The organism is Rhodococcus sp. ACS1 (assembly GCF_002300155.1).
Taxonomy (GTDB): domain Bacteria; phylum Actinomycetota; class Actinomycetes; order Mycobacteriales; family Mycobacteriaceae; genus Rhodococcus_F; species Rhodococcus_F koreensis.
Map to the genome: position 1 here is coordinate 228,410 of NZ_NSDZ01000001.1, position 21,624 is coordinate 250,033.

18 protein-coding genes are annotated in these 21,624 nt (G+C 64.8%); 16 read left to right on the forward strand and 2 right to left on the reverse strand.

Annotated features, from left to right (window positions below; genetic code table 11):
* The first annotated feature begins 11 nt into the window (after positions 1-11).
* The 16 genes from CJ179_RS01080 to CJ179_RS01155 all read left to right on the forward strand — a co-directional run bounded on the left by CJ179_RS01080 (position 12) and on the right by CJ179_RS01155 (position 19,207).
* Positions 12-1,211, forward strand: a complete 1,200-nt coding sequence (locus CJ179_RS01080; RefSeq protein ID WP_257015225.1) for a thiolase family protein — start codon at positions 12-14, stop codon at positions 1,209-1,211.
* Between the two features lie 11 nt (positions 1,212-1,222).
* Positions 1,223-1,657: a Zn-ribbon domain-containing OB-fold protein gene (locus CJ179_RS01085; RefSeq protein ID WP_143548859.1), complete on the forward strand. Its 435-nt coding sequence runs from the start codon at positions 1,223-1,225 to the stop codon at positions 1,655-1,657.
* The gene (locus tag CJ179_RS01090; RefSeq protein WP_095860456.1) at positions 1,654-3,054 is read left to right on the forward strand and encodes an MmgE/PrpD family protein; all 1,401 of its coding nucleotides are present in this window, start codon (positions 1,654-1,656) and stop codon (positions 3,052-3,054) included. The genes CJ179_RS01085 and CJ179_RS01090 overlap by 4 nt, the downstream gene beginning before the upstream one ends.
* Complete coding sequence (locus CJ179_RS01095; protein ID WP_095860457.1) at positions 3,051-4,295, forward strand: CaiB/BaiF CoA-transferase family protein; 1,245 nt, start codon at positions 3,051-3,053, stop codon at positions 4,293-4,295. Before CJ179_RS01090 ends, CJ179_RS01095 begins: the two co-directional genes overlap by 4 nt.
* A gap of 40 nt (positions 4,296-4,335) precedes the next feature.
* A complete protein-coding gene (locus CJ179_RS01100; RefSeq protein WP_095860458.1) occupies positions 4,336-5,517 on the forward strand; it encodes an acyl-CoA dehydrogenase family protein in 1,182 nt (393 codons plus the stop codon).
* A 9-nt stretch (positions 5,518-5,526) separates the two neighbouring features.
* Positions 5,527-6,000: a MaoC/PaaZ C-terminal domain-containing protein gene (locus CJ179_RS01105; protein ID WP_095860459.1), complete on the forward strand. Its 474-nt coding sequence runs from the start codon at positions 5,527-5,529 to the stop codon at positions 5,998-6,000.
* Positions 6,000-6,464, forward strand: a complete 465-nt coding sequence (locus CJ179_RS01110) for a MaoC/PaaZ C-terminal domain-containing protein (protein ID WP_095860460.1) — start codon at positions 6,000-6,002, stop codon at positions 6,462-6,464. The genes CJ179_RS01105 and CJ179_RS01110 overlap by 1 nt, the downstream gene beginning before the upstream one ends.
* A complete protein-coding gene (locus tag CJ179_RS01115) occupies positions 6,449-7,363 on the forward strand; it encodes an alpha/beta fold hydrolase (protein WP_095860461.1) in 915 nt (304 codons plus the stop codon). The genes CJ179_RS01110 and CJ179_RS01115 overlap by 16 nt, the downstream gene beginning before the upstream one ends.
* Complete coding sequence (locus CJ179_RS01120; RefSeq protein ID WP_095860462.1) at positions 7,360-8,682, forward strand: MFS transporter; 1,323 nt, start codon at positions 7,360-7,362, stop codon at positions 8,680-8,682. The genes CJ179_RS01115 and CJ179_RS01120 overlap by 4 nt, the downstream gene beginning before the upstream one ends.
* A gap of 32 nt (positions 8,683-8,714) precedes the next feature.
* On the forward strand, positions 8,715-9,590 hold the full coding sequence (locus CJ179_RS01125) for a FadR/GntR family transcriptional regulator (protein WP_095860463.1): 876 nt from the start codon (positions 8,715-8,717) through the stop codon (positions 9,588-9,590).
* A gap of 145 nt (positions 9,591-9,735) precedes the next feature.
* Positions 9,736-10,566, forward strand: a complete 831-nt coding sequence (locus CJ179_RS01130; protein WP_095860464.1) for an ABC transporter ATP-binding protein — start codon at positions 9,736-9,738, stop codon at positions 10,564-10,566.
* 53 nt (positions 10,567-10,619) lie between these two features.
* Positions 10,620-11,441, forward strand: a complete 822-nt coding sequence (locus tag CJ179_RS01135) for an ABC transporter permease (RefSeq protein ID WP_257015227.1) — start codon at positions 10,620-10,622, stop codon at positions 11,439-11,441.
* A gap of 168 nt (positions 11,442-11,609) precedes the next feature.
* The gene (locus CJ179_RS01140; RefSeq protein ID WP_179377485.1) at positions 11,610-12,686 is read left to right on the forward strand and encodes an ABC transporter substrate-binding protein; all 1,077 of its coding nucleotides are present in this window, start codon (positions 11,610-11,612) and stop codon (positions 12,684-12,686) included.
* A 253-nt stretch (positions 12,687-12,939) separates the two neighbouring features.
* Positions 12,940-13,713 carry a FadR/GntR family transcriptional regulator gene (locus tag CJ179_RS01145; RefSeq protein WP_095860467.1) on the forward strand — a complete coding sequence of 258 codons (774 nt, stop codon included), beginning with the start codon at positions 12,940-12,942 and terminating at the stop codon, positions 13,711-13,713.
* 438 nt (positions 13,714-14,151) lie between these two features.
* A complete protein-coding gene (locus CJ179_RS01150; RefSeq protein WP_095860468.1) occupies positions 14,152-17,481 on the forward strand; it encodes a protein kinase in 3,330 nt (1,109 codons plus the stop codon).
* 457 nt (positions 17,482-17,938) lie between these two features.
* Entirely contained in the window at positions 17,939-19,207 is a 1,269-nt protein-coding gene (locus tag CJ179_RS01155) for an MFS transporter (protein WP_179377486.1), read from the forward strand.
* Between the two features lie 217 nt (positions 19,208-19,424).
* Here the strand turns inward: CJ179_RS01155 and CJ179_RS52510 are convergent, their stop codons facing one another.
* On the reverse strand, positions 19,425-20,324 hold the full coding sequence (locus tag CJ179_RS52510) for a transposase (RefSeq protein WP_306454231.1): 900 nt from the start codon (positions 20,322-20,324) through the stop codon (positions 19,425-19,427).
* A 110-nt stretch (positions 20,325-20,434) separates the two neighbouring features.
* The gene (locus tag CJ179_RS52515; RefSeq protein ID WP_257015228.1) at positions 20,435-21,427 is read right to left on the reverse strand and encodes an ISL3 family transposase; all 993 of its coding nucleotides are present in this window, start codon (positions 21,425-21,427) and stop codon (positions 20,435-20,437) included.
* Positions 21,428-21,624 lie beyond the last annotated feature (197 nt).

Below are 21,624 nucleotides of genomic sequence, written 5' to 3' on the forward strand. Positions count from 1 at the left end.
CCTACTTGTAAATGAAGGGCAACGGTGACGGAATCATGAAGCCGATCGCGTCCGTGGTGGGAATCGGGGCCCTGCCGGTCGGCAAGCACCTCGACAAACTCGAGCACGAAATGATGGCCCAGGCGTTGGTCGCAGCGATCGCCGATGCAGGCCTGACCAAGAAAGACATCGATGCGCTGATCTTCTCCACTCCGCGCCCCTATGCGGACCAGCGGTACTTCGGCACATTCATGGCCGGATACCTCGAGATGGCGGTGGGCGACATCCTGATGGAGGTCCTCGGCAACGGGCTGACCGGATCCATCGCCTTCGACGTCGCACTCGAGCGCGTCGCCTCGGGCAAGGCCAAGGTCGCTGTCGCGCTCGGGGTCAACAAGGAACTGCACGTCCCCACCGGTGAGCACATGACCTGGTCGATGCGGGCCGTCGGCGACGTGGACTTCCACGTCCCGTTCGGCGTCACCCCCATCGCCTGGTATGCGTTCAACGCGGTGCGCTACATGCACGAATACGGGCTCACCCGTGAGGAACTCGCGTCGATCCCGGTGAAGAATCGGTTTCACGCCTCGATGAACCCGCTCGCGCAGATGCGCAAGCCGATCACCGTCGAAGACGTCATCGGCGCCCGGGACATCGTCAAGCCGCTCGGTCTGCTGGACGTGCCGCCACGGTCCGACGGTGCGGTGGCCATCGTGATCGCAGATCCAGATTTTGCCCGCTCCCTGGGCACCCGCTACGTCGACGTGGTCTCGCGTGGCTTCCACCACGAGGGCATCCACCAGGTGTCGAGCCGGCCCCGTCCACTGACATGGTTCGAGTCGGCCGAAATCGCCTCCGCGAAGGCATACGACGAGGCCGGCATCTCGGTCAACGACATCGACTTCGCCGAGGTCTACGCCCCCTGCTCCATCGTCGAGCTGATCCTGAGCGAGTCCATCGGACTGTTCCCCAAGGGCACCGGCGGCGCCGCCGCGGCCAGCGGGGCGACCACCATCGGCGGCCAGGTGCCGATCTCACCCTCCGGTGGCTGCGCCAGCCGCGGCCATCCCCCGCACGTGACCCCGCTCTACAACGTCTACGAGACGGTGCAGCAGTTGCGCGGAGAGGCAGGAGAGCGTCAGGTTGCTGGAGCCGGAATCGGCTCCGTCACCGGCGAACTCGGCGACTACAACGCCACGATGATGCACATCCTCGCTGGCCACGGCGCGTGAACGGAGCGAAAATGATGCCCATCCAAACGACGGGGACAACGCTGGCCTATCCGCCGCGGGTCACCCCGTTCACCGAACCGTTCTGGCAGGGCCTGAACGACGGAGTCCTTCGGACCACCAGGTGCCGGGAGTGCTCCCACATGACCTTCCCACCCAAGCCCGTCTGCCCGGAGTGCTGGAAGTCCGAGGTGGACTGGGTGGATTTGAGCGGCCGGGGAACCCTGTACAGCTACACCGAGGTCTCCGCAGCCCCGGCGACTTTCGCCGACGAGGTCCCGTATGTCCTGTGTCTGGTCGATCTTGACGAGGGAGTGCGCTGCTTGAGCAGGATCCTCGCGCCGTGGGAGGCCCTGCGCCCGGACCTGCGCGTGAGGATGAAGGTCCGCGAGACGAAACCGGTTCGGCTGTTCGACTTCGAGATCGACGAGTCCGAGGAGGCCCGATGACCGAGACAACCGCCGACTTGGCGGAGCCGCTGGCCGAGCACGCCGTGCGCCAGAGCTACCCCAATTTGGATGCGGCCACGATCGAGGCGGCGCTCGAGGTCCTCTTCGACACACTGGCCTGTGCACTCGGCGGGCTGCACTCCCCCGGTGTTCCCCAGGCACGCACCGCGCTGTCCGCCTGGGGCACCGGTAACGCCACCATCTGGGGCACCGCGGACACCGCGCCGGCGCCATTCGCCGCCGTGGCCAACGGAGGTGCCCTGCACGCACTCGACTACGACGACACCGACGACGCGGTGCCGCTGCACGCTGCCAGCGTGGTCCTGCCGGCCCTGCTCGCGGACCTGGAGGAAAATCGGCCCGACTGCGGCGGCCAGGAGTTCCTGACCGCGCTGGTCGTGGGCCTCGACGGCGCAATGCGGGTCGGCCGGGCCGGCGGACCCAAGGGCAGTCGGGGCTGGAACTACAGCGTCGTCAGCGGCGGTATCGGAGCCGCGCTGGCGATCGCCCGTCTCCGCCAGTGGGACGCCGGCCAGGCAGTGAGCCTGCTCGGGCACCAGCTCGCGCAGACCTCGGGCAGTCTGCAGTCGATCATCGACGGCACCCTCGCCAAGCGTTTCCAGCCCGCCGTCGTCGCCAAGGACGTCCTCTTCGGTGCAGCGCTGGCCGGTGCCGGCGTCGACGGCCCGCGCAACGTCTTCGACGGCCGCGCCGGTTTCATCAACCTCTACCAGGACGGCACGTTCGACCGCGACGTCCTGCTCGAGGGCGCCGACCGAGCCGGCTATCTGACCGATCTCAGCCTCAAGCCCTACCCGGCGTGCCGCTTCACGCATGCTCCCATCGACCTGACGCTGCGGATCCGCGAGTCCGGGATCACACCGGAGGCCGTCGAACACATCACGTTCGAGACCAGCGGCCAGGCGTTCAACATGGTGGGACGCACCTTCGATCCCGCTACCGCCAACATCGTGGACGCACAGTTCTGCATCGGCTACACCGCCAGCGTCGCACTACACCGCGGCGCCGTCCTCATCGGCGACTTCGCCGACGACGCACTGCGCGACCCGGTCGTCGGCGGGTTCGCCGCCGGGCGCATCACTGTCCGGCCCACCGAGGACGTCGACTTCCTGGCCATGGCGCCGGTAACAGCGCAGGTCCGGCTCCAGGACGGCACCGAGCAGACCTTCGTCGGTAAGACCATCTCGGGAAGTCCGGATCACCGTCTGACCGTCGACCAGTTGAAAGCCAAAGCGGCCGACTGCTTCCAGCACGGCGGGGCGGCGGTGGCCGTCGACGAGCTGTGGGACACCGTCCAGGCACTGGCACACGATGCCCCCGTCTCCGGGCTCCTCGAACTCCTCGCACGACCGTCGAAAGGACCGGCCACCCGATGAACGACCACACCCCTGTGCGTGAAGGTGTACTCGACGGCGTCAAGGTCGTCGAACTCTGCCACCTCATCGCCGGACCCTACTGCGGGATGCTGCTGGCCGATGAGGGTGCCGACGTGATCAAGGTCGAGCCGCCCCAGGGCGAACTCACCCGTAGTCGCGAGCCGATCCGCACCACCGATCAAGGCACCATGTCGGGGTACTTCGCCTCACTCAACCGGCGCAAGCGCAGCATCACCCTCGACCTCAAGTCCGAATCCGGTTCCGCGCTCCTCGACCGGCTGCTGGCCGATGCGGACGTGTTCATCACGAACATGCGTGGCGGAGCGTTGGGGCGCCTCGGAATCCACCCGGCGGATCTTCAGGAGCGCTACCCCAACCTGATCGTGGTCAGCATGAGCGGATTCGGCCTGTTCGACGCCGGCCTCGACGCCAACCGCGCCGGCCTGGCGATGGTCGCCGAAGCACTGTCCGGCACCACCGGGCTCACCCGCGACCGTGACGGGCGACCGACCTGGTGCGGGTTCGCCCTCGGCGACATCGTCACCGGGATGACCGCGCACTCCTCGGTGCTGCTCGGGCTGCGTGAGCGCGAGCAAACCGGCCGCGGCCGCATGATCGACCTGTCGCTGACCGAGTGCACGCTGCCACTGGCGACGGTGGCCCTCGCTCGCGTGCAGTCCAGCGACGCGCACCTGTCGAAGGCCGCCGGAGCAAACGACTTCCACGGTGTCCCCTACGGGACGTTCGCAGCCGCGGACGGCTACTACAACATCGGAGTCAACCGCGACGACTTCTGGGCGCGCCTGTGCCGCGCGATGGGGCAGCCCGAACTCGCCGACGACCCGCGCTACGCGACCTACATCGAACGCGCCCACCGGCAGCGGGAAGTCGAGGAATTGCTCGAAGCGTGGAGTACCCAGTTGACCCGGGCGCAGGTCGTCGACGCCCTGACCGAGGTGGACGTCCCCGTGGCGCCGGTCCTGACGATGAGCGAGGTGCTCGACAACCAACACTTCGCCGACCGAGGCACCTTCGTCGAGGTGGACGACGCCATCGGAGGCTCGCTGCGGCAGCCGGATGACCCCACGGGGTTCGCGGTGCCGACTCCGGCCCGCGTGCCGCGCCTGGGTGAGCACCGCGACGCCATCCTCAACGAAATCGGCGTGCACGAGTCCCAGATCGAGTCGCTGGCCGAAGGCGGGGCATTCGGCCCGACGCCGCAGGTCAACGCGACCACATAAGCCAGCCCACGGGCTAGACAAGAAAGGTTCGAAAACCATCATGACTGCTGACAACGCCACTAGCGAGACAAAGGCGACCCTGGACGACGTGCTCCAGGCCGCCAAGGCGGTCACCTCCCGCTTCGACAACGACTACTACCGCGAGGTCGACGAGAAGGAGGCCTTCCCCGAGGAGTTCGCGAAGGCGGCGGAGACGGCCGGCCTGCACTCCGTAATGATCCCGGAGGAGTACGGCGGCTGGGGCCTGGGTGTGACCGAGGCCTCGGTCATCACCGAGGAGATCAACCGCTCCGGTGGTGCCGGCGCCGCCATCCACGCGGCGATGTTCGCGATGGGCATCGTGGTGAACCACGGCTCGCAGGAACTCAAGAAGAAGTGGCTCCCGCAGATCACCAGCGGTGACGTCCGACTGACCACCTTCGCCCTGACCGAGCCGAACGCCGGCACCGATACCTCCAAGCTGGCCACGACGGCCCGCCTGGATGGCGACGAATGGGTCCTCAACGGCCAGAAGGTGTTCATCTCGCGTGCCGCCTACACCGACCTCATGGTGATCATGGCCCGCACGAGCCCGTCGCCCGACCCGAAGAAGCCCGGTCTCGGTATCTCCTGCTTCCTGATCGACATTCGCGACGTCGACCCCGCGCGGCTGGCGATGCGCAAGATTCCGCTGATGTTCAACCATCACACCTACGAATTGTTCATCGACAATCTCCGGGTGCCGGCCGATTCGCTGATCGGCGAAGAGGGTATCGGTTTCAAGTACCTCTTCGACGGGCTCAACGCGGAGCGTATCGTCATCGCCGCCGAGTGCATCGGTGACGGCAAGTGGTTCATCGAGCGGGCAGTGAAGTACGCCAACGAGCGTGTGCTGTTCGGCAAGCCGATCGGCGCGAACCAGGCCATCCAGCACCCGATCGCCAACGGCTACGCCCACTTGGAGGCGGCCGATGCGATGCGCTGGAAGGCTGCAGCCGCCTACGACGCCGGCGCCGACAACGCCCCCGAGCTCGCCAATATTGCCAAATACCTTGCTGCGGAGGCCTCGTGGGACCTGGCGCAGACGTGCATGCAGACCTACGGTGGCTATGGTCTTGCCAGGGAATACGACATCGAGCGGAAGTTCCGCGACAACCGCGTCTTCCAGGTCGCCCCCGTCTCACCGAACATGGTGCTCAACTACCTCAGCCACAAGGTGCTGGGGATGCCGAAGTCCTACTGAGGAGCCAGCATGAATGGGCTCTATTTCGAGGACTATTACGAAGGCCAGCGGATCGAGACACCCCGGCGGACCGTCACCGACTACGACATCTCGGCGTTTGTGAATCTGTGTGGATTTCTCACACCGACCTTCATCGACCTGGAGTACGTCAACCGGCCCGAGCACTACTCGGGCCGGATCGCCCCCGGCATGCTCACCTTGTCGTTCGCTGAGGGACTGATCCTCGCGTCAGGCGTCACGGCCGGCACCGGGCTCGCCCTTCTCGAACTCACCCCGACCTGGAAAGCGCCGGTGTACGCCGGCGACACCATCCAGACCCAGATTCATGTGGTCTCCAAGCGGCTGACCTCGCGCGGTGACCGGGGGGTGGTGAAGACCGAGAACGTCGTCGTGAACTCCAAGGGCGAGACGGTGGCGACCTACACATCCGCCCGCATGATCAAGAGCAAGACCTTCGGACCGAAGCTCGAGGAGGAAAGCTGATGGGCAACGCGATAAAGCCGGCGTACTACTTCGAGGATTTCGAGGTCGGCGACACCTTCACCACCCCCAGCCGCACCGTCGGTCTGGCGGAGGTCGCGACCTTCGCCGGCCTCTCCGGTGACTACAACCCGATTCACACGGACGCGGAGTTCGCCGCGAAGAGCCAGTTCGGCGAACGCATCGCGCACGGCGTATTGGGGATGAGCGTGCTGACCGGACTCGTCACGCGTCTCGGTGTCTTCGAGGCCGGCACCATCGCCCTGCTCGGCATCGAGGAATGGCGGTTCAAGGGACCGGTCTTCGACGGCGACACCATCCACGTCGAGGTTCTCATCGAGGACACGAAGATCACCAGCGACGGCAAGCGGGGCGTGCTGCGGCGGCGGTACCAGTTGGTCAACCAGCGCGACGAGGTTGTGCAGGAAGGCGTCATGCCCTTGCTGATGAAATGCCGGCCGGAGTGACCGGGTCGCCGCTGACCCCGATCCCCGGCTTCGACTCCGAGCATCGGTGGGAGTCGGCGTATTGCACGCCGGCCCGCACCGAGCGAGTTCGAGTCGCGGGGACCGAGATCGCGGTGAGCTGCTGGGAAGCGGTGTCCGATCGGACCCGCCCCGACGTGGTGCTCATCCACGGGGGCGCGGCCCAGCGCCAGTGGTGGGATCACCTGGCCCCGTTCCTGTACGGAGCGGGGCGGGTGGTCGCACTCGACCTGTCGGGACACGGTGACAGCGAGCACCGGGATCAGTACACCCTGGATGCGTGGTCCGAGGAGGTCGCCGGTGTTGCGGACGTATTCTGCAGTCCCACACCGCTGCTCGTCGGGCACAGCATGGGCGGTCTCGTTGCCGTGAATGCCGCCCAACGGCAGCCGGACCGGTTCGGGGCCGTCCTGGCACTCGACAGCCCCCTCCGACGTTCGTCCCACAGCTACGCGGAGCGGCGCACGAAGATCGCGTCTCGGCCCGTGAGATCGTTCACCTCACAGACGGAGGCGCTCGAGGGCTACAAGACCTTTCCGCCGGTCACCGAGGCGCCTGCGCGGGTGATGAACCACATCGCCCGGGCCGCGATCAGGCGTGCGGGGGACCGGTGGGCGCTCAAGTTCGATCCAGGGATCTATCTTCGCCCTCAGGTTCCCGACGACTTCGTGCTCACTGCGCAGATTCCCACCTGGTGGGTGCAGGCTGAGAACGGCTTCGTCGATGAGGTGATGGCGCAGCGGATTCGTGACTCGCTCGGTCCCGCCGGTGCCCTCATGCGGGTTCCCGGCGCGAGCCACCACCTGATTCTCGAACAGCCTCTGGCAGCTTCGTGGGTCATTAATCTCTTCGTTCAGCAGCCGCGGCGCGCGGCCGGATGACCGGGCCACGGACGGCCGTCGGTACCCGCCCACGGTGGGCGTCGCGTCTCGAGCGTCCCTGGTTCGCCCGTTTGATGGTGGTGACGTTCGTTGCCCAGTTCATCAGCTCGGCGATCCGGCCGCTGATCACCTACGAGAGTCTGGCGGCGGGGGCGGGCGCGGTGCAGGTCGGCATCATTACCGCCGCGTTCTCGGTGCTGGCTCTGTTTGCGGCGATTCCGTTGGGGAAGGCGGTCGACCGGCGTGGTGAGACCGGATTCCTCGTACTCGGTGGGATCCTGGTCTGCTCAACCCTGCTGTCTTTGCTTGCCCCGGCGAGTCTGCTCCTGCTCGGGATATGTAGTGCGTTCCTCGGTCTGGGCCATCTCGTTCTGGTGGTGGCGTCGCAGACACTGATCGCCAAAGGTAGCCAGCCGGAGCGACGCGAGACCAGATTCGCCACGCTGACGACGGTGAACGCGGTGGCCCAGATCGTCGCACCGGCTATGACCGGTTTCCTGGTCGGGGAGGTGGCCAGCAGACCCGACGAGCTTGCCACCCACGTTCCGAACAGTCACATCGTGCTCACCATTGCCGCCGGCATGGCCGTGGTCGCGACGTTGTCGGCCGTCAGCCTGAAGTTGCGGCCCGGAGCCCTGGTAGAGCGCGCTGTTCCGGACACTCGGCCCGGCCGAGGAAGCTTCGCGGCCGTGATGCGGCTACCTGCTGTTCCAGCGGCGATGCTGGCCAGCCTCACCGTGTTGACGTCGATCGACCTGCTGGTGGCCTACCTGCCGGTCTACGGACAGCAGCACGGCCTCTCGGCGCGCACCGTGGGACTGTTGCTGGCGACCGAGGGAGTCGCGGCCATGGTGGTGCGGATCTGGATGCTCCGGCTCATCGCTCGATTCACTCGCCGCCGTCTGCTGGTCGGCACGATGACCCTGGCGGCGATCAGCCTTGCCGGCGTTCCTGTGCTCGGTCTACTCGACAGACCCGAACCGGCGCTGTTCGCCGTCATGATGTTGGCGGGCCTCGGGCTGGGCATCGGACAACCCGCAACTATGGCGTGGGTGGCCGCACGGACGCCGGTCCATCTCCGGGGGACGGCCGTGAGTATCCGGCTCAGTGGTAACCGCCTCGGCCAGGTCGTGGTGCCGCTTTCCGCCGGCGCCCTCGCCGGAGGAATCGGCCTGGCTGCAGCATTTTGGTGGCCGGCGGTACTGCTCCTCATCTCGGCCGGTCTCATCATGCGAACACCCCGGGAAGGCGGGTCGGGCCGTCCCGTGCCCGAATCGCGCCGCTCATCCGATCTCGAGCCCGGTGAAATGTCAGACTAATGAAGTCCCCGACGTATATTACTGGAGGTCATATGTCAAACAGTACTGGCGGCGGGGATGCCCACTCCTCGCCGCCGATCCTCGGACGGAAAGTGCTGCGTCCCCGTGAACAGGTCGAGGACGCACTGCGCCAAGCCGTCCTCGACGGCCAACTCCGCACCGGAGACCGTCTTCCCCCCGAGACGGAACTGGCCCGCCAGTTCAGCGTCAGCCGCTCCACCATCCGCGAAGCACTCTCCGCCCTCGAGACCCAGGGACTGATCCGCAAGACTCCCGGGGCCGGCGGAGGAAGTTTCGTCCAAGCCGTCGATCACACCTCCCTCGGACAAATCCTCCAGGAATCGATGCACAATCTCCTGCGGCTGGGCAGTGTCAGCTTCCATGAGGTCGCGATGGCCCGCCAGCACCTCGAGATACCGGCAGCAGTACTGGCCGCCGAACACCGCACCACCGCCGACCTCGAAGAACTTCACGCGATCCTGGCCGAGCAGAAACGTCGCACCGTCGACGACCCCATGATCGCCGCACTGGACGCGCAGTTCCATATCGCAATCGCTCGCATGTCCGGAAATCGGATCCTCGCCTCGCTGGTCTACGCCCTTCACCGCGAATCCGAACCGGTCGGCTACCTGGATCTGTCACCGGACCTCGGCCGTGACACCTTTACCCAGCACCAACGCATCGTCAAAGCCATCATCGACCAAAACCCCAAGGCAGCCGAGCAGGCGATCACCGAACATCTCGGCTATCTCCGCGACCATATGCGCAAACACATCGAAGCCAACGACTCCGTACCCGCATGGCAAGACGGACCGAGGGCCATTACGCGCGCGAACACAGTTGAACCTCAGTCGATTCCGCCGCGTTGCGTGGGTGCGTTCGAGGCATCTGAAATCAGCATCGCGTGAAAATTTAACGATTGGCTATTGACTTACATTTGATGTGATGTCAGTCTCATTACAAGCGGTAACGGATTTGCCCGACCCGCCGCCCCAAGTCCCACATTGACGGCACCGACCGGCGCCCGTCATGGAATGACGAAGTAGGAATCACATGCCGAATGCAAGCACGACCGCGGCGGCCCCTAGGGTGACGCCGAAGGTCAGGCCCAAGATCGAGTTTCAGCGACTGGGCAAACGATTTCACCGCAAGAGTGAGCCTGTCACCGTGATGGAGGGGCTCGATCTCACCATCTACGAGGGCGAGTTCGTCTGCGTCGTCGGCCCGAGTGGTTGCGGAAAATCGACGCTGCTCAACATGTCCGCCGGCCTGATGCACCCGTCAGCAGGCAATGTGCTGTACGACGGCGCCCCGGTAGCCGAGCCGAACACCAAGGTCGGCTACATCACGCAGAAGGACAACCTCATGCCGTGGCGCACGGTCACAGCCAACATCGCTCTGCCACTCCAGATCCGCGGAATGGACAAGAAGGGAATGGGCAACCGGGTTGGCGAAATGATCGAACTCGTCGGCCTCACCGGGTTCGAGAAGGCCTACCCGGGCGAGCTGTCCGGCGGCATGCGCAAGCGCGTGACCCTCGCGCGGACCCTGGCCTACAAGCCCGAGGTCATCTTTGCCGACGAGCCGTTCGGTGCGCTCGACGCACAGCTGCGGGGTGTCATGCAGCAAGAACTGCTCCGTATCTGGGCCGCGTCGAAGAACACGGTCGTCTTCATCACCCACGACATCTCCGAAGCGGTTGCCCTGGGCGACCGGGTCGTCGTCCTGTCCGCGAGACCCTCCCGCGTCAAGGTTGAGGTACCGATCGACCTTCCGCGCCCGCGCGATCTGTCCAAACTCCGCTTCGACCCACGATTCGGCGAGCTCAACGAATATCTGTGGTCCGTGCTCTCCGAGGACCTGAACGAAGGTGACGAAGTATGAAAAATGTCCTTGATGCGGTCGATGCGGGCGCCACTAGCCTCACCGAGTCGCCAATGGCAATAGACAAGGCGCAGCGCGAGGAAACCGTGTGGCTCGACGAGCCACGCTCCGGCAGCCGTCGCTGGCTGCACTTGGGCGCCGTCCAGCTAGGGCGACTCGGGATCGTGGTCGCAATCCTGGCGATCTGGCAGCTCATCTCGGGTCGGTGGGTCGACGAGTTCTGGATTTCGAAACCGTCCGCCATCTGGGACGTGCTCTGGGGCTGGATCTCGACGGGTGAGATTCTGGTGCACCTGCAGGCGACAATGACTGCAATGGCCCTCGGCCTGATCTTTGGAGCCATCGGCGGAATCACGGTCGGGTTCGTACTGGGGCGCGTCGAGTGGCTTGCCCAATTGCTCGACCCGATCGTCACAGCAATCTATTCGCTGCCGAAGGTCGCCCTGGCTCCGCTGTTCATCCTCTGGTTCGGCGTCGACCTCACCTCCAAGGTCGTGCTGACCGCAGTCGTCTGCTTCTTCCTGGTCTTCTACAACACCTACGCCGGCGTGCGGGATGTCGACAAAGACCTCGTCGACGTCGTTCGAGTAATGGGCGGCAAGCGAAGCGACCTGCTCTTGAAGGTCGTACTCCCCAGCGCAGCAACCTGGATCTACACCGGCCTACGGCTGGCCGTGCCCTACGCGTTGATCGGCGCCGTGGTCGGCGAGATCGTGGCCTCGAACAAGGGCCTGGGCTTCCTGCTCGCCCGGGCGGCCGGAACGTTCAACACCGCCGGCACCTTCGCTGCACTGTTCATTCTCATGCTGATCGGAACGCTGCTCAACTTCATGGTCGACTGGTCGGAGAGGGTCACCGGCCGCCGGACGAGCTGAGCTGCACGGGGCCCGCTTCCAACAGCGGCTATCGCCCGACACCTGGGCTGTGACGGTGGCTCCCCAGCGAGCCTCGCCCAGCCTGACCCACTAATTCGCATGCCCTGCTCCGCTTCAGGACTTGCGATCTCCACCAATGGCGTACGCGCCCCGTATCGAAGGAAAGTCATGAACAGAAGCCGCGTGCGTAAGGTCACCGTCGCCGGCGCCGCATCAGTGATGTTGCTTGCCGGCTGCGCCGGCGGCGGCGGTGGTGGGCAGGCAGCCAATCCCGGTGCTGCTGCCGCCGGCACCTGTCAGGGTGCGGCGGTGAAGATCGCCAAGGCCTCACCGAGTTTCGTCTACCTGCCGTTCTATGTAGCAGAGGGCGCCGGCTACTTCGAGCAGGAGGGGCTCGTCCCCGAGTCCGTCGAGGTACACACCGGTTCGGGGATCGTCGCCGCTGCAGTCAGTGGCAGCGTCGACGTGGCCCTCGTGACAGCCGGCGAAGTCATGGTCGCCAGTCATGAAGGGGCTCCGGTGCAGTCTTTCGCGCAGGTCACAAAACTCAGCACCAATGTGGTCATCAAGAAGGACATCCTGGACAAACTGGGTATCGATGAGAACAGTTCCGACGCGGAGCGGCTCGGCGCCCTGAAGGGTCTGCGCGTCGGAGTCACCGGCTCAGGCAGCGGTAGCGACCAGGTAATGCGCTACCTCGCCACGGCGGGAGGTGTGAATCCCGACAATGACATGGAAGTCATTGCCACGGGAAGCAGCGCCAGCAGTGTTTCCGGTTTCACCAGCGACCGTTTCGACGCGATCGCCATCTCCTCGCCGCAATCGGATATCGCGATCCAGCAAGGTGAGGGCGCCTACCTGTACAACCTCGCCCACGGCGACTACAAGCCACTCGCGAACAACCTCTACATCACCGCAATGGCCTCGGAACGGACCATCGCGCAGAAAGCCGACGTGCTCGAATGCTTCACGACCGCCCTCGCCCACGCGCAGAGGGACATCCATGAGAACCCCGACGCGGCCGCGAAGATCGCCCAACCGCTGATGGGCGACGTCGACCCGGCAATCTACGCAACGGCGTTCGAGTCGAACATCCCGTCGTGGCCGTCAACCCCGGTGATCGACGAGAACGCAGCGAAGGCAGCGCTGGAGTTCCAGAACGACGTCGTGGGCAGCGACCTCAGCGAGGACGTGCTCAACGACGCCATCGACACCGACATCGCAACCACCGCAACGACCCAGTAACGCACGGGGTCTTACGGGTTTGCCCGATCACCGGCGCCTCCCATGACGGACGGCGCCGGTGATCGGGGTCGTGGCCCGCATGGGAGGGTCTGCTGCCGTCGGTCATGTGCTGCGGTGACGGTGGCACCGTACGTAGCGTGCTGGGCCGAACATCGAGCTCGAGGGGGAAGCCGCGAGCCATGCGACTCCGTTGACCCGGAGGGAGTAAACTGTCGGACTAATACGATCCCTGTCCCGGACTCCTGGAGAGCTTATGTCAAACAGTACTCATGGTGGGGATACGCGCCAATCACAGACGCCGATCCTCGGGCAGAAGGTGTTGCGCCCCCGGCAGCAAGTCGAAGACGCACTGCGCAAAGCCGTCCTGGACGGACAACTGCGCACGGGTGACCGCCTCCCGCCCGAGACGGAACTCGCCCGCCAGTTCAGCGTCAGCCGGCCCACCATCCGCGAGGCGCTCTCCGCCCTCGAGTCCCAGGGATTGATCCGCAAGGTCCCGGGAGCCGGCGGGGGAAGCTTCGTCCAGGCTGTCGACTACACCGCGCTCGGAGAGGTCGTGCAGGAATCGATGCACAATCTCCTGCGGCTGGGCAGTGTCAGCTTCCAGGAGGTCGCTATGGCCCGCCAGCACCTCGAGATACCGGTCGCCGTCCTGGCAGCGTCGAACCGCACCGACGCCGACCTCAAGGAACTGCGCGCCATCCACGCCGACATGAAGCGTCGCACCGTCGGCGACCCGCTGATCGCCGAGCTGGACGCACAGTTCCACATCACGATCGCGCGGATGTCCGGCAACCGGATCCTCGCCGCGCTGGTCTACGCCCTCCACCGCGAATCCGAGCCTGTCGGTTACCTCGACCTCACACCTGAACTGGGCCGCGACACCTTCGCCCAGCACCAGCGCATCATCAAGGCAATCGCCGACCGAGACCCCGAGGCCGCCGAGCACGCGATCATCGAGCACCTGAGCTATCTGCGCGACCACATCCGCATCAACATGGACGCGAACGCAAGCGTGCCGGTCTGAGCAGCTGGACGCACAGCTGACATCCCGAGCGGGGAACGGACTTGTGGACGTTCCTCGTCATCAAGGCTCCAGCGCTGTGCCACGAGCGCGGTGATGCGCGGTCGACGACTTGGCCGCACTGTCCCGCAGATGCCACCGTTGCCGAGCAGATCTACGTGTGTGGAGTGGACGGCGACCACCACAGCTCGGTGGTAGCGGCGATCAGGGTGCCGAGGTGTCCCAGAGGCATCGTGCGGAGGGAGAAAGCGCAGGAGCGCCACCCCACACGATATTCGCCAGGATCGTCGTGAACCGCGCGAAAGGCGGATTCGGCGGGTCCGAGCCGACACGCGCCGCGAGCGTCGTGGCGGGCGACGGCGATATCCTGAGGGCACGCCGAGGCGCAGACGGTGGGAGTGTCCAGCTGTCCTGGCCGTGTGGGTGGAAGCAGGATGTGCAATGGACGACAGCGACCCTTTTCGCACGCATCACCAGGTGCTTCCGTTCATTGCGGACGAACTCCATGATTCCGGATTCGACGACGTCCACGAAATCGGGCACGGGGGATTCGGAGTCGTCTACCGGTGCACCCAGACCGCACTCGATCGCATCGTGGCCGTCAAGGTCCTCACCACCGACCTGGACGACGATAATCGGGCCCGATTCTTCCGGGAACAGCGGGCAATGGGCCGGCTGACAGGACACCCCAACATCGTGGAAGTTTTCGAGGTCGGGGCTACTGCCAGCGGTCGACCGTACCTGGTGATGCCCTATTACCCGCACAATTCCCTCGATGCCCAGATCCGTCGGCACGGCGCCCTTACCGAGAAGGAAGTACTGCGTCTCGGGGTGAAGACGGCCGGCGCGCTCGAGACCGCACATCGAGCCGGGATCGTGCACCGGGATGTCAAGCCTGCGAACATCTTGCTCACCGACTACGAGGAGCCGGTCCTGGCAGATTTCGGCATCGCGCACATCGCCGGCGCCTTCAGGACGGCCACGGGTACTGTCACCGGTTCCCCCGCGTTCACGGCGCCGGAGGTTCTCAGTGGTGACTCACCGACGGTCGCCTCCGATGTCTACGGACTCGGCGCCACCCTGTTCACCGCGTTGACCGGACACGCCGCATACGAACGACGCAGCGGCGAACAGGTGGTTGCCCAGTTCCTCCGGATTACGACACAGCCGGTACCGGACCTGCGTGTGCACGGATACTCCGAAGAGGTAAGCGTAGCGATCGAACGCGCCATGTCCCGCAGTGCAGCGGACCGGCCGTCCGCGGCCGTGTTCGGTAACCTCTTGCAGCAAGTCCAGACACGCCACGGGTTCACCCTCGACGAGATGGCGTTGCGCGCCGAGCCCAGCTCCTCAGGACAGGGCAGCAGCGACCGAACATGGCGGGACTCCCCCGACAACAGCCCTCTGTCTGCGCCGCAGCCTCCTCCTGATTCGCAGCATCTACCGGCGGGGCCGACCGGTGGGGGCCGAAAAACCAACCTGCCGCTGGACCTGACGAGCTTCGTCGGTCGCCGCGCCGAGTTGGCCGAGGTACGGAAGCTGCTCTCGACCTCGCGCCTGGTGACCCTGACCGGGATCGGCGGGGTGGGTAAGACCCGACTCGCCCTCCGGGTTGCCGACACCCTCGGGCGGGCCTTCCCTGACGGACTATGGCTGGTGGAGCTCGGTGAACTGCGAGACGGGCAACTGCTGACCCACATGGTTGCGACCGCACTCGGCGTGCGCCACGAGGTGACAGGTCCGCTGCCCGTTCTCACCGAGTACCTCGCCGCCAAGAACCTGCTGTTGATCCTGGACAATTGCGAACATGTGATCTCCGCGGCCGCGGAGCTGACGATAGCGTTGTTGCGCTCCTGCCCGGGGTTGAAAATCCTTACCACCAGCCGCGAGCCCCTGGGGATCGGCGGGGAATCGGTCCTCCGGGTGCCACCGTTGAAGGCCCCCGACCTGGACTACGATCCGCCGTTAGCGAGCCTGCCGCAATACGAGGCCGTCAATTTGTTCGTCGAGCGGGCCGCCAGGGCAGTGCCCAGCTTCGAACTCACCGAGGACAATCACGTTGCCGTGGCCCGTATCTGCCGCCGCCTGGACGGCTTACCCCTAGCGCTCGAATTGGCGGCCGCTCGGTTACGGGTGATGTCCCCCGACCAGATTCTGCAACGCCTGAACGACCGGTACGCGCTGCTGACCCGCGGAGCCCGTGGAGTGCCATCGCGTCAGCAGACGCTGCGGTGGAGCATCGACTGGAGCCACAACCTCTGCACCCAGGCCGAACAACAGATGTGGGCCCGATTGTCGGTGTTCGCCGGCGCGTTCGACCTCGACGCCGCCACACACATGCTGGCGGACACCGGCGAGCCTGAGGAGTTGCTCGAGCAAGTGACCTCGCTGGTGGATAAATCGATCTTGATCCGGGAAGAGTCGGACACCGGAGTCCGTTTCCGCATGCTCGAGACTCTTCGCGACTACGGGCGGGAACGGCTGCAAGACGCCGGCGAGCATCAGGCGATGCGGTCTCGGCACCGGGATTGGTATCGACAGATGGCGCTCGATGCGGAGAGCGAGTGGATCAGCCCACGACAGCTCGACTGGATCGCACGACTAAACCTGGAACAACCGAATCTGCGTGAGGCGCTGGAGTTCAGTTTGTCGGTATCGGACGGCTCTTCGGCGGGGTTGGACATCGCCGCCGCCCTGTTTCCGTTCTGGTTCTCCCACGGTCTGCTCACCGAGGGACGGCGCTGGCTCGAGCGCGCCCTGGCCGGAGACGAGCACCAATCGGCTGCGCTGCGCGTCAAGGGCCTCTACGCGGCCAGCATCCTCGCGACCAGACAGCGAGACCTTCAAGAGGCGATCGCACTGATCGAGCAGGGCCGAATGATCGCCGACGAGGTAGGGACGGCACGAGATCGCGCACTCATACAACGGGCCGATGGGTACCTGGCATTGCACCGCGGCGATCCGAGACGGGCAGTGACCTTCCTGTCCCAGGCCCTGGATGAATTCCGCCGAGACGGTGACCTCATGCTGCAAATCATGACCCTGCATGGGCTCGGGTTGGCGCATCACCTGCTCGGTCAACCGGACCAGGCCGTCGCTCGCCTCGAAGACGCGATTCAGATCGCACAATCGCACGGCGAGTCGGCCTCGCGGGGCCGTTCCTCGTGGACTCTCGCACTGGTGGTGTGGCAACAAGACAATCGTGATCGCGCAGTGTCGCTGCTGCGGGACGGCCTCGAACTGGCACGGCTGTCCGACGACCCCTCTGGGGCGGCTTGGTGCCTCGAGTTACTGGCCTGGATCGCAGCCACCGAGAGACATTTTCACCGTGCCGGTGTTCTCATGGCAGCCGCCGCCGCGCTTCGGCGAAAGGTAGGAACCTCGGTCCTCCAGATACCGAACTTGACCGGCGCTCACCAGGAATGCGAGCGCACCACACGGGAGGGACTGGGACCTCGAGGCTTCACCGCAGCGTGTCGTGAGGGCGAATCGATGAGCTTCGGGTCCGCGATCTCGTACGCCCGGGAGGAGAAACCATCACCAAGGCACGCCGACGCGTCCTCTGTGCTAACCAAACGAGAAAATCAGGTCGCCGCTCTGGTCGCAAAGGGTCTGACAAACAGAGAGATAGCCACGCAGCTGGTGATCTCACCGCGCACTGCCCAAGGTCATGTCGAACATGTCCTGACGAAACTCGGATTCACGTCACGGGCGCAGATCGCGGCTTGGGCGGTGGAGCAGACCTTACTCACCGAGTCGGAGGGGATCTGATTCACCTATCGTCGAGAGAACTGTATTCAGGTTGGTTCGAGCTGGCGGTACCGACACCTACCCACTCCACGTGAACAAAGTTCATCCTCTGCGGGTCCTGCCTTAGGATTCACAGGCGTCGATCGCCGTGCTCCGTAATCTCATCAGCTCCGGGAAGACAGGTTCATGGCATGTCGGGTCGTGTCGGGCATCTCGCTAAACACCCGAGACGCTCCGACCAATAGCGACGCCAGCGCCTAAACGCGCACAGTAACGCGCCCAACCCACAGACGCGGATTCCACAAAGACCACCTTCACCGGCTCGATGAACATGCCGAGACGATATCCCCCGAAAAGAAATCGATGATGAGGCTCTAGAATGCTAGCTAACGACAAAGCTGTCCAAGGAGTAGAGACGGACACGTCTAAACCGCCTCACGGCAGCGATCCCTCTGGCCTGGAGCGGGCCGGAAACCGAATGGGGAAACGTGCTGCACTCAGCGGTTTCTTCGGTAGCGTCATCGAGTTCTACGACTTCACTCTCTATGGCACCGCAGCCGCGCTCTGGTTCGGGGCGTTGTTCTTTCCGGCAAGCTCGCCGACTATTGGGACCTTGACCGCACTAGCGACGTTTGGGGTCGCCTACATCGCCCGACCGGCAGGGGCGATCCTGTTCGGACACTTCGGCGACAAGGTGGGCCGTAAGCGGGTCCTGCAGGCGACTATCGTACTGATGGGCGGATCATCAGCGCTGATCGGTACACTCCCCACCTACGAGATGGTGGGGATAGCGGCGCCCGCACTCTTGGTATTGTGCCGACTCGCACAGGGATTATCCGCCGGCGGCGAACAAATCGGGGCGAGTCTGCTCACGATGGAGCATTCCTCGGACAAGAAGCGAACGCTCTACACAAGTTGGACGCCGAATGGCTCGGTCGTAGGTGCCGCCCTTGCGGCGGCTGTCTTCATCCCGATCACGGCACTTCCTGAAGAAGCGCAACTTTCCTGGGGTTGGCGTATCCCCTTCCTGTTGAGCGTGATCACCGTGGCGTTCGTCTGGGTGTTGAGGCGGGGCGTAGCAGAGTCCCCTGTCTTCGAAGGCCAAGACAGCGAAGAGAAGCACCCTGAGAAGGCGCCTCTAGCTGTGGTAATCCGTGAACACCCGCGGGCTCTTTTTACCGTCTTCATCTGTGCATTCATCCATATGGCCGCACCACTCGTGTCTGTCTTCTCGCTTGTCGTCGCCGCGCAGTTCAGCGATATCGGAGAAGCAGAGATGCTGACTGCAATTACCCTCTCCGGGGTGGTGTCTTTGTTCGCTGTCCCAATCTGGGCCGTTGCGTCAAACCACATCGGCCAGAAGCGACTCTGGGTCGCGGGCTCGCTCCTGTGCGCCGGAGGCGCCATCGTCCTCCTGGGAACAATTTCGTACGGAAGTGCGGCACTGGTCATCCTGGTAACCGTTCTGTTCAAAGCAGTCGTCTTTTCGTGCCCACTCGCTTTATCGCCTGTCTTCTACGCTCGCCAATTCCCTCCCCAGGTTCGGTACACAGGAGTCGGCCTCGCGCAGCAATCAAGTTATGTGATCCTCGGATTCATCCCGGCAATCTGCACTGCCCTGCTGGGATCGGGGCCACTTGGATGGCTCCCGCCGGCGATCTTCATGTGCTGCATGTTCGTGGTCGCGGCCATCGGCGGTGCGTGGTCCCGCGACTTCGAGCAGAAGGACCATGTCGCCCCTACCTGATCCCGCGCCAACCGCCAGTTGCGTGCACAAAGCACCATCTGCGCCAACCGGACATACCTGCCTGCGCTGCAGCACGTATCTTTCTCGCTCAGCTTCGTATACGGTCGCGGCGTCGAGCCAGGCGTCAGGGACGCTACATGGAAACGGCACGACGTGTAGGTTTCAACGTCCGACGTCGGTCGTTCATCTCGGCGACCTGGGCTTTCCAGCCAGTTTGTCAGAGCGGGCACCCCGGCATTCTGCTGGATCCCGGGCGCCTGGGCAGTAGTGGATCCGTCAGCCAATCTTGTGACCTGCGGAAACGTATCAGGTTAGGGATTCCTGCCGACACGGCACTTGGACAACCGACACGCCACCGACGCGAAATCTGGAAAACCGACACCGAAACGTGGAACCTACAACATGCTCCCGCAACGGCGCTTCTCAGCTCCCAGTCCGTGTCACTCATGGTTTGTGCGCACTCGGTAGGCATGACAACAGTCCTGACCGGCAGAGGGAAGGGGAAGTCTGCCACCCCACCCTCGCACCGAAACAGGCCAGAACTAAGCAGCGACACGCTTGTCAAGGGACATTGGTTTCTGGATCTGGCGCACTTTTCGTGATTCTGTTGGGGTGCTTGGCTATACGGAGTGGATGACGCGTTTGCGGAGCAGATCGAGGTTGGCGCGTCCGTACATCTGGCGTTTGAGCATCTCAGATTCCACAGAATGATGCGGTTGATGTGTCCTTCGACAGGCCCGGAGCTGTAGGGCAACGTCAGCCCTGCGGTGACGGCATCGAGATCTCGGCGCAAACCCGTGACGAAGGACCGCAGTGCCCGATCTCCGTTGGTGTCAACGTCCGTCATCCAGGCACCGAGGTCGCTCCCGCGACGCTCGATCATGATCTCGGCGAAGTCGTGGACGAGGTCTCGGGTGGTGGCCAGGGCGGGACTGCGTTCCAGCAGCGCCTCGAGCTCAGTGCGTTCGTCGGTGCTGAGCCGATCCGGGTGGCGGGTCAGCCAGCCGGTGGCCTGCCGGACCGACGGCGCTGCGGGTGCTGATGGAAGCGAATTGAGAGCGCTCCGCAATGGCTGCAGGTAGCGGCGGACAGTCTTGTCACTGCCGCGGTAGCCCAACTCGACGATCTCGCGAGTGAGCCGGGCGGCATCGGTGCACCCGGCGTTGAAGCGTTCGTGGAGGTGGGGCTTGAACTCGTCGAGCAGGCTGGCGCGGCACTCCGCCTTGGTCAGCAGCTCCTCGACCTCTCGGTGGCGCGCGCGAACCGCCGTACCGTCCTGCGGTCGAGTGAGAGCTTCCGCCCGATCGCGGAAATCGACATCCCCTGGGAAGCCAGTTGCCGGACAGTGGCGTGCCGTTCGCGGGTTCGGGTGACGAGCCGACCGTCGATCGGCTCGCTCGCGGCGTCCGCGTTCTCATCGACCCTTGCGGTGACGACGCCAACTTGATCGACCTCCTGGTCGGGTAGACGCAGGTCGGCGCGGTGACGGGTGACGGTCTTCTCCACCGCCTCGGCCAGGTTGTGCCACAGGTGCCAGCGGTCGGCCACCTGCACGGCATCTGGCGCACCGATCCGGATGCCTTCGGCGTAGGCGCCGGCGCGGTCACGGCACACCACCTCGGTGCCGGGATGCTCTTTCAGCCAGGTGGCAACGGTGTCAGAGGTACGGTCGGCGAGCAGGTCGATCGGCTTGCTGGTGACCATGTCCAGCACGAGGGTGCCGTACACGTGCCCGCGGCGGATCGCGAAGTCATCGATGCCCAGGACGCTGACCTCCCCGATCTCCGGATCGCTCATGGCCCGGACCGCCCGCAACAGGGTGTCCCTGCCGACAGCCACCCCGAGGCGAGTCGCCAGCCGCGCCCCGGCCCGCCCGGCCACGGCCAATCCGATCGCTGTGACCATCGCGCCGAGCACGGGCGTGCGTCGTGACCGCGAGCGGGTCAGACCCGGCACCTGCTCGGCGAAAGTCTTTGCCGTGCAATCGATGGTGTCGCAGAAGAATCGACGCACCCGAAGGTCGATCATGACCGGATGCCCACCTATCGCGGTGTCGGCCAACTGTCGGCGGTACCGGGAATGCACGCGAGCGGACTCACCATCACAGCCCGGACACCGTCCCCGGTCGCCCTGCGGTTCCGCGGCGATGCGGATCGTGGAACCGACCCGACGTACCCCTGCGATAACAACACCAACCAGGTGGGGCAGCAACGCCCGCACGCCCTCGAAATCACACGCCGACGATCCTCACCCGCCGCAGGTCAGCACACCGTGGCGACACGCCGAACACCTTCACGAAAAGTGCGCCAGATCCGAAATTGGATCTGGCGCACTTTCCGTGAAAGCCCCGGACCGGTAGATGACTTCAGTGGACAGGTCGACGTCGCGAGGAAACACCGCGAGGCGAGAAGAGTCGT

Coding starts and splice junctions, on each gene's coding strand:
- CJ179_RS01080 (WP_257015225.1), top strand. CDS start 12: ATGAAGGGCAACGGTGACGGAATCATGAAGCCGATCGCGTCCGTGGTG.
- CJ179_RS01085 (WP_143548859.1), top strand. CDS start 1,223: ATGATGCCCATCCAAACGACGGGGACAACGCTGGCCTATCCGCCGCGG.
- CJ179_RS01090 (WP_095860456.1), top strand. CDS start 1,654: ATGACCGAGACAACCGCCGACTTGGCGGAGCCGCTGGCCGAGCACGCC.
- CJ179_RS01095 (WP_095860457.1), top strand. CDS start 3,051: ATGAACGACCACACCCCTGTGCGTGAAGGTGTACTCGACGGCGTCAAG.
- CJ179_RS01100 (WP_095860458.1), top strand. CDS start 4,336: ATGACTGCTGACAACGCCACTAGCGAGACAAAGGCGACCCTGGACGAC.
- CJ179_RS01105 (WP_095860459.1), top strand. CDS start 5,527: ATGAATGGGCTCTATTTCGAGGACTATTACGAAGGCCAGCGGATCGAG.
- CJ179_RS01110 (WP_095860460.1), top strand. CDS start 6,000: ATGGGCAACGCGATAAAGCCGGCGTACTACTTCGAGGATTTCGAGGTC.
- CJ179_RS01115 (WP_095860461.1), top strand. CDS start 6,449: ATGCCGGCCGGAGTGACCGGGTCGCCGCTGACCCCGATCCCCGGCTTC.
- CJ179_RS01120 (WP_095860462.1), top strand. CDS start 7,360: ATGACCGGGCCACGGACGGCCGTCGGTACCCGCCCACGGTGGGCGTCG.
- CJ179_RS01125 (WP_095860463.1), top strand. CDS start 8,715: ATGTCAAACAGTACTGGCGGCGGGGATGCCCACTCCTCGCCGCCGATC.
- CJ179_RS01130 (WP_095860464.1), top strand. CDS start 9,736: ATGCCGAATGCAAGCACGACCGCGGCGGCCCCTAGGGTGACGCCGAAG.
- CJ179_RS01135 (WP_257015227.1), top strand. CDS start 10,620: ATGGCAATAGACAAGGCGCAGCGCGAGGAAACCGTGTGGCTCGACGAG.
- CJ179_RS01140 (WP_179377485.1), top strand. CDS start 11,610: ATGAACAGAAGCCGCGTGCGTAAGGTCACCGTCGCCGGCGCCGCATCA.
- CJ179_RS01145 (WP_095860467.1), top strand. CDS start 12,940: ATGTCAAACAGTACTCATGGTGGGGATACGCGCCAATCACAGACGCCG.
- CJ179_RS01150 (WP_095860468.1), top strand. CDS start 14,152: ATGGACGACAGCGACCCTTTTCGCACGCATCACCAGGTGCTTCCGTTC.
- CJ179_RS01155 (WP_179377486.1), top strand. CDS start 17,939: ATGGGGAAACGTGCTGCACTCAGCGGTTTCTTCGGTAGCGTCATCGAG.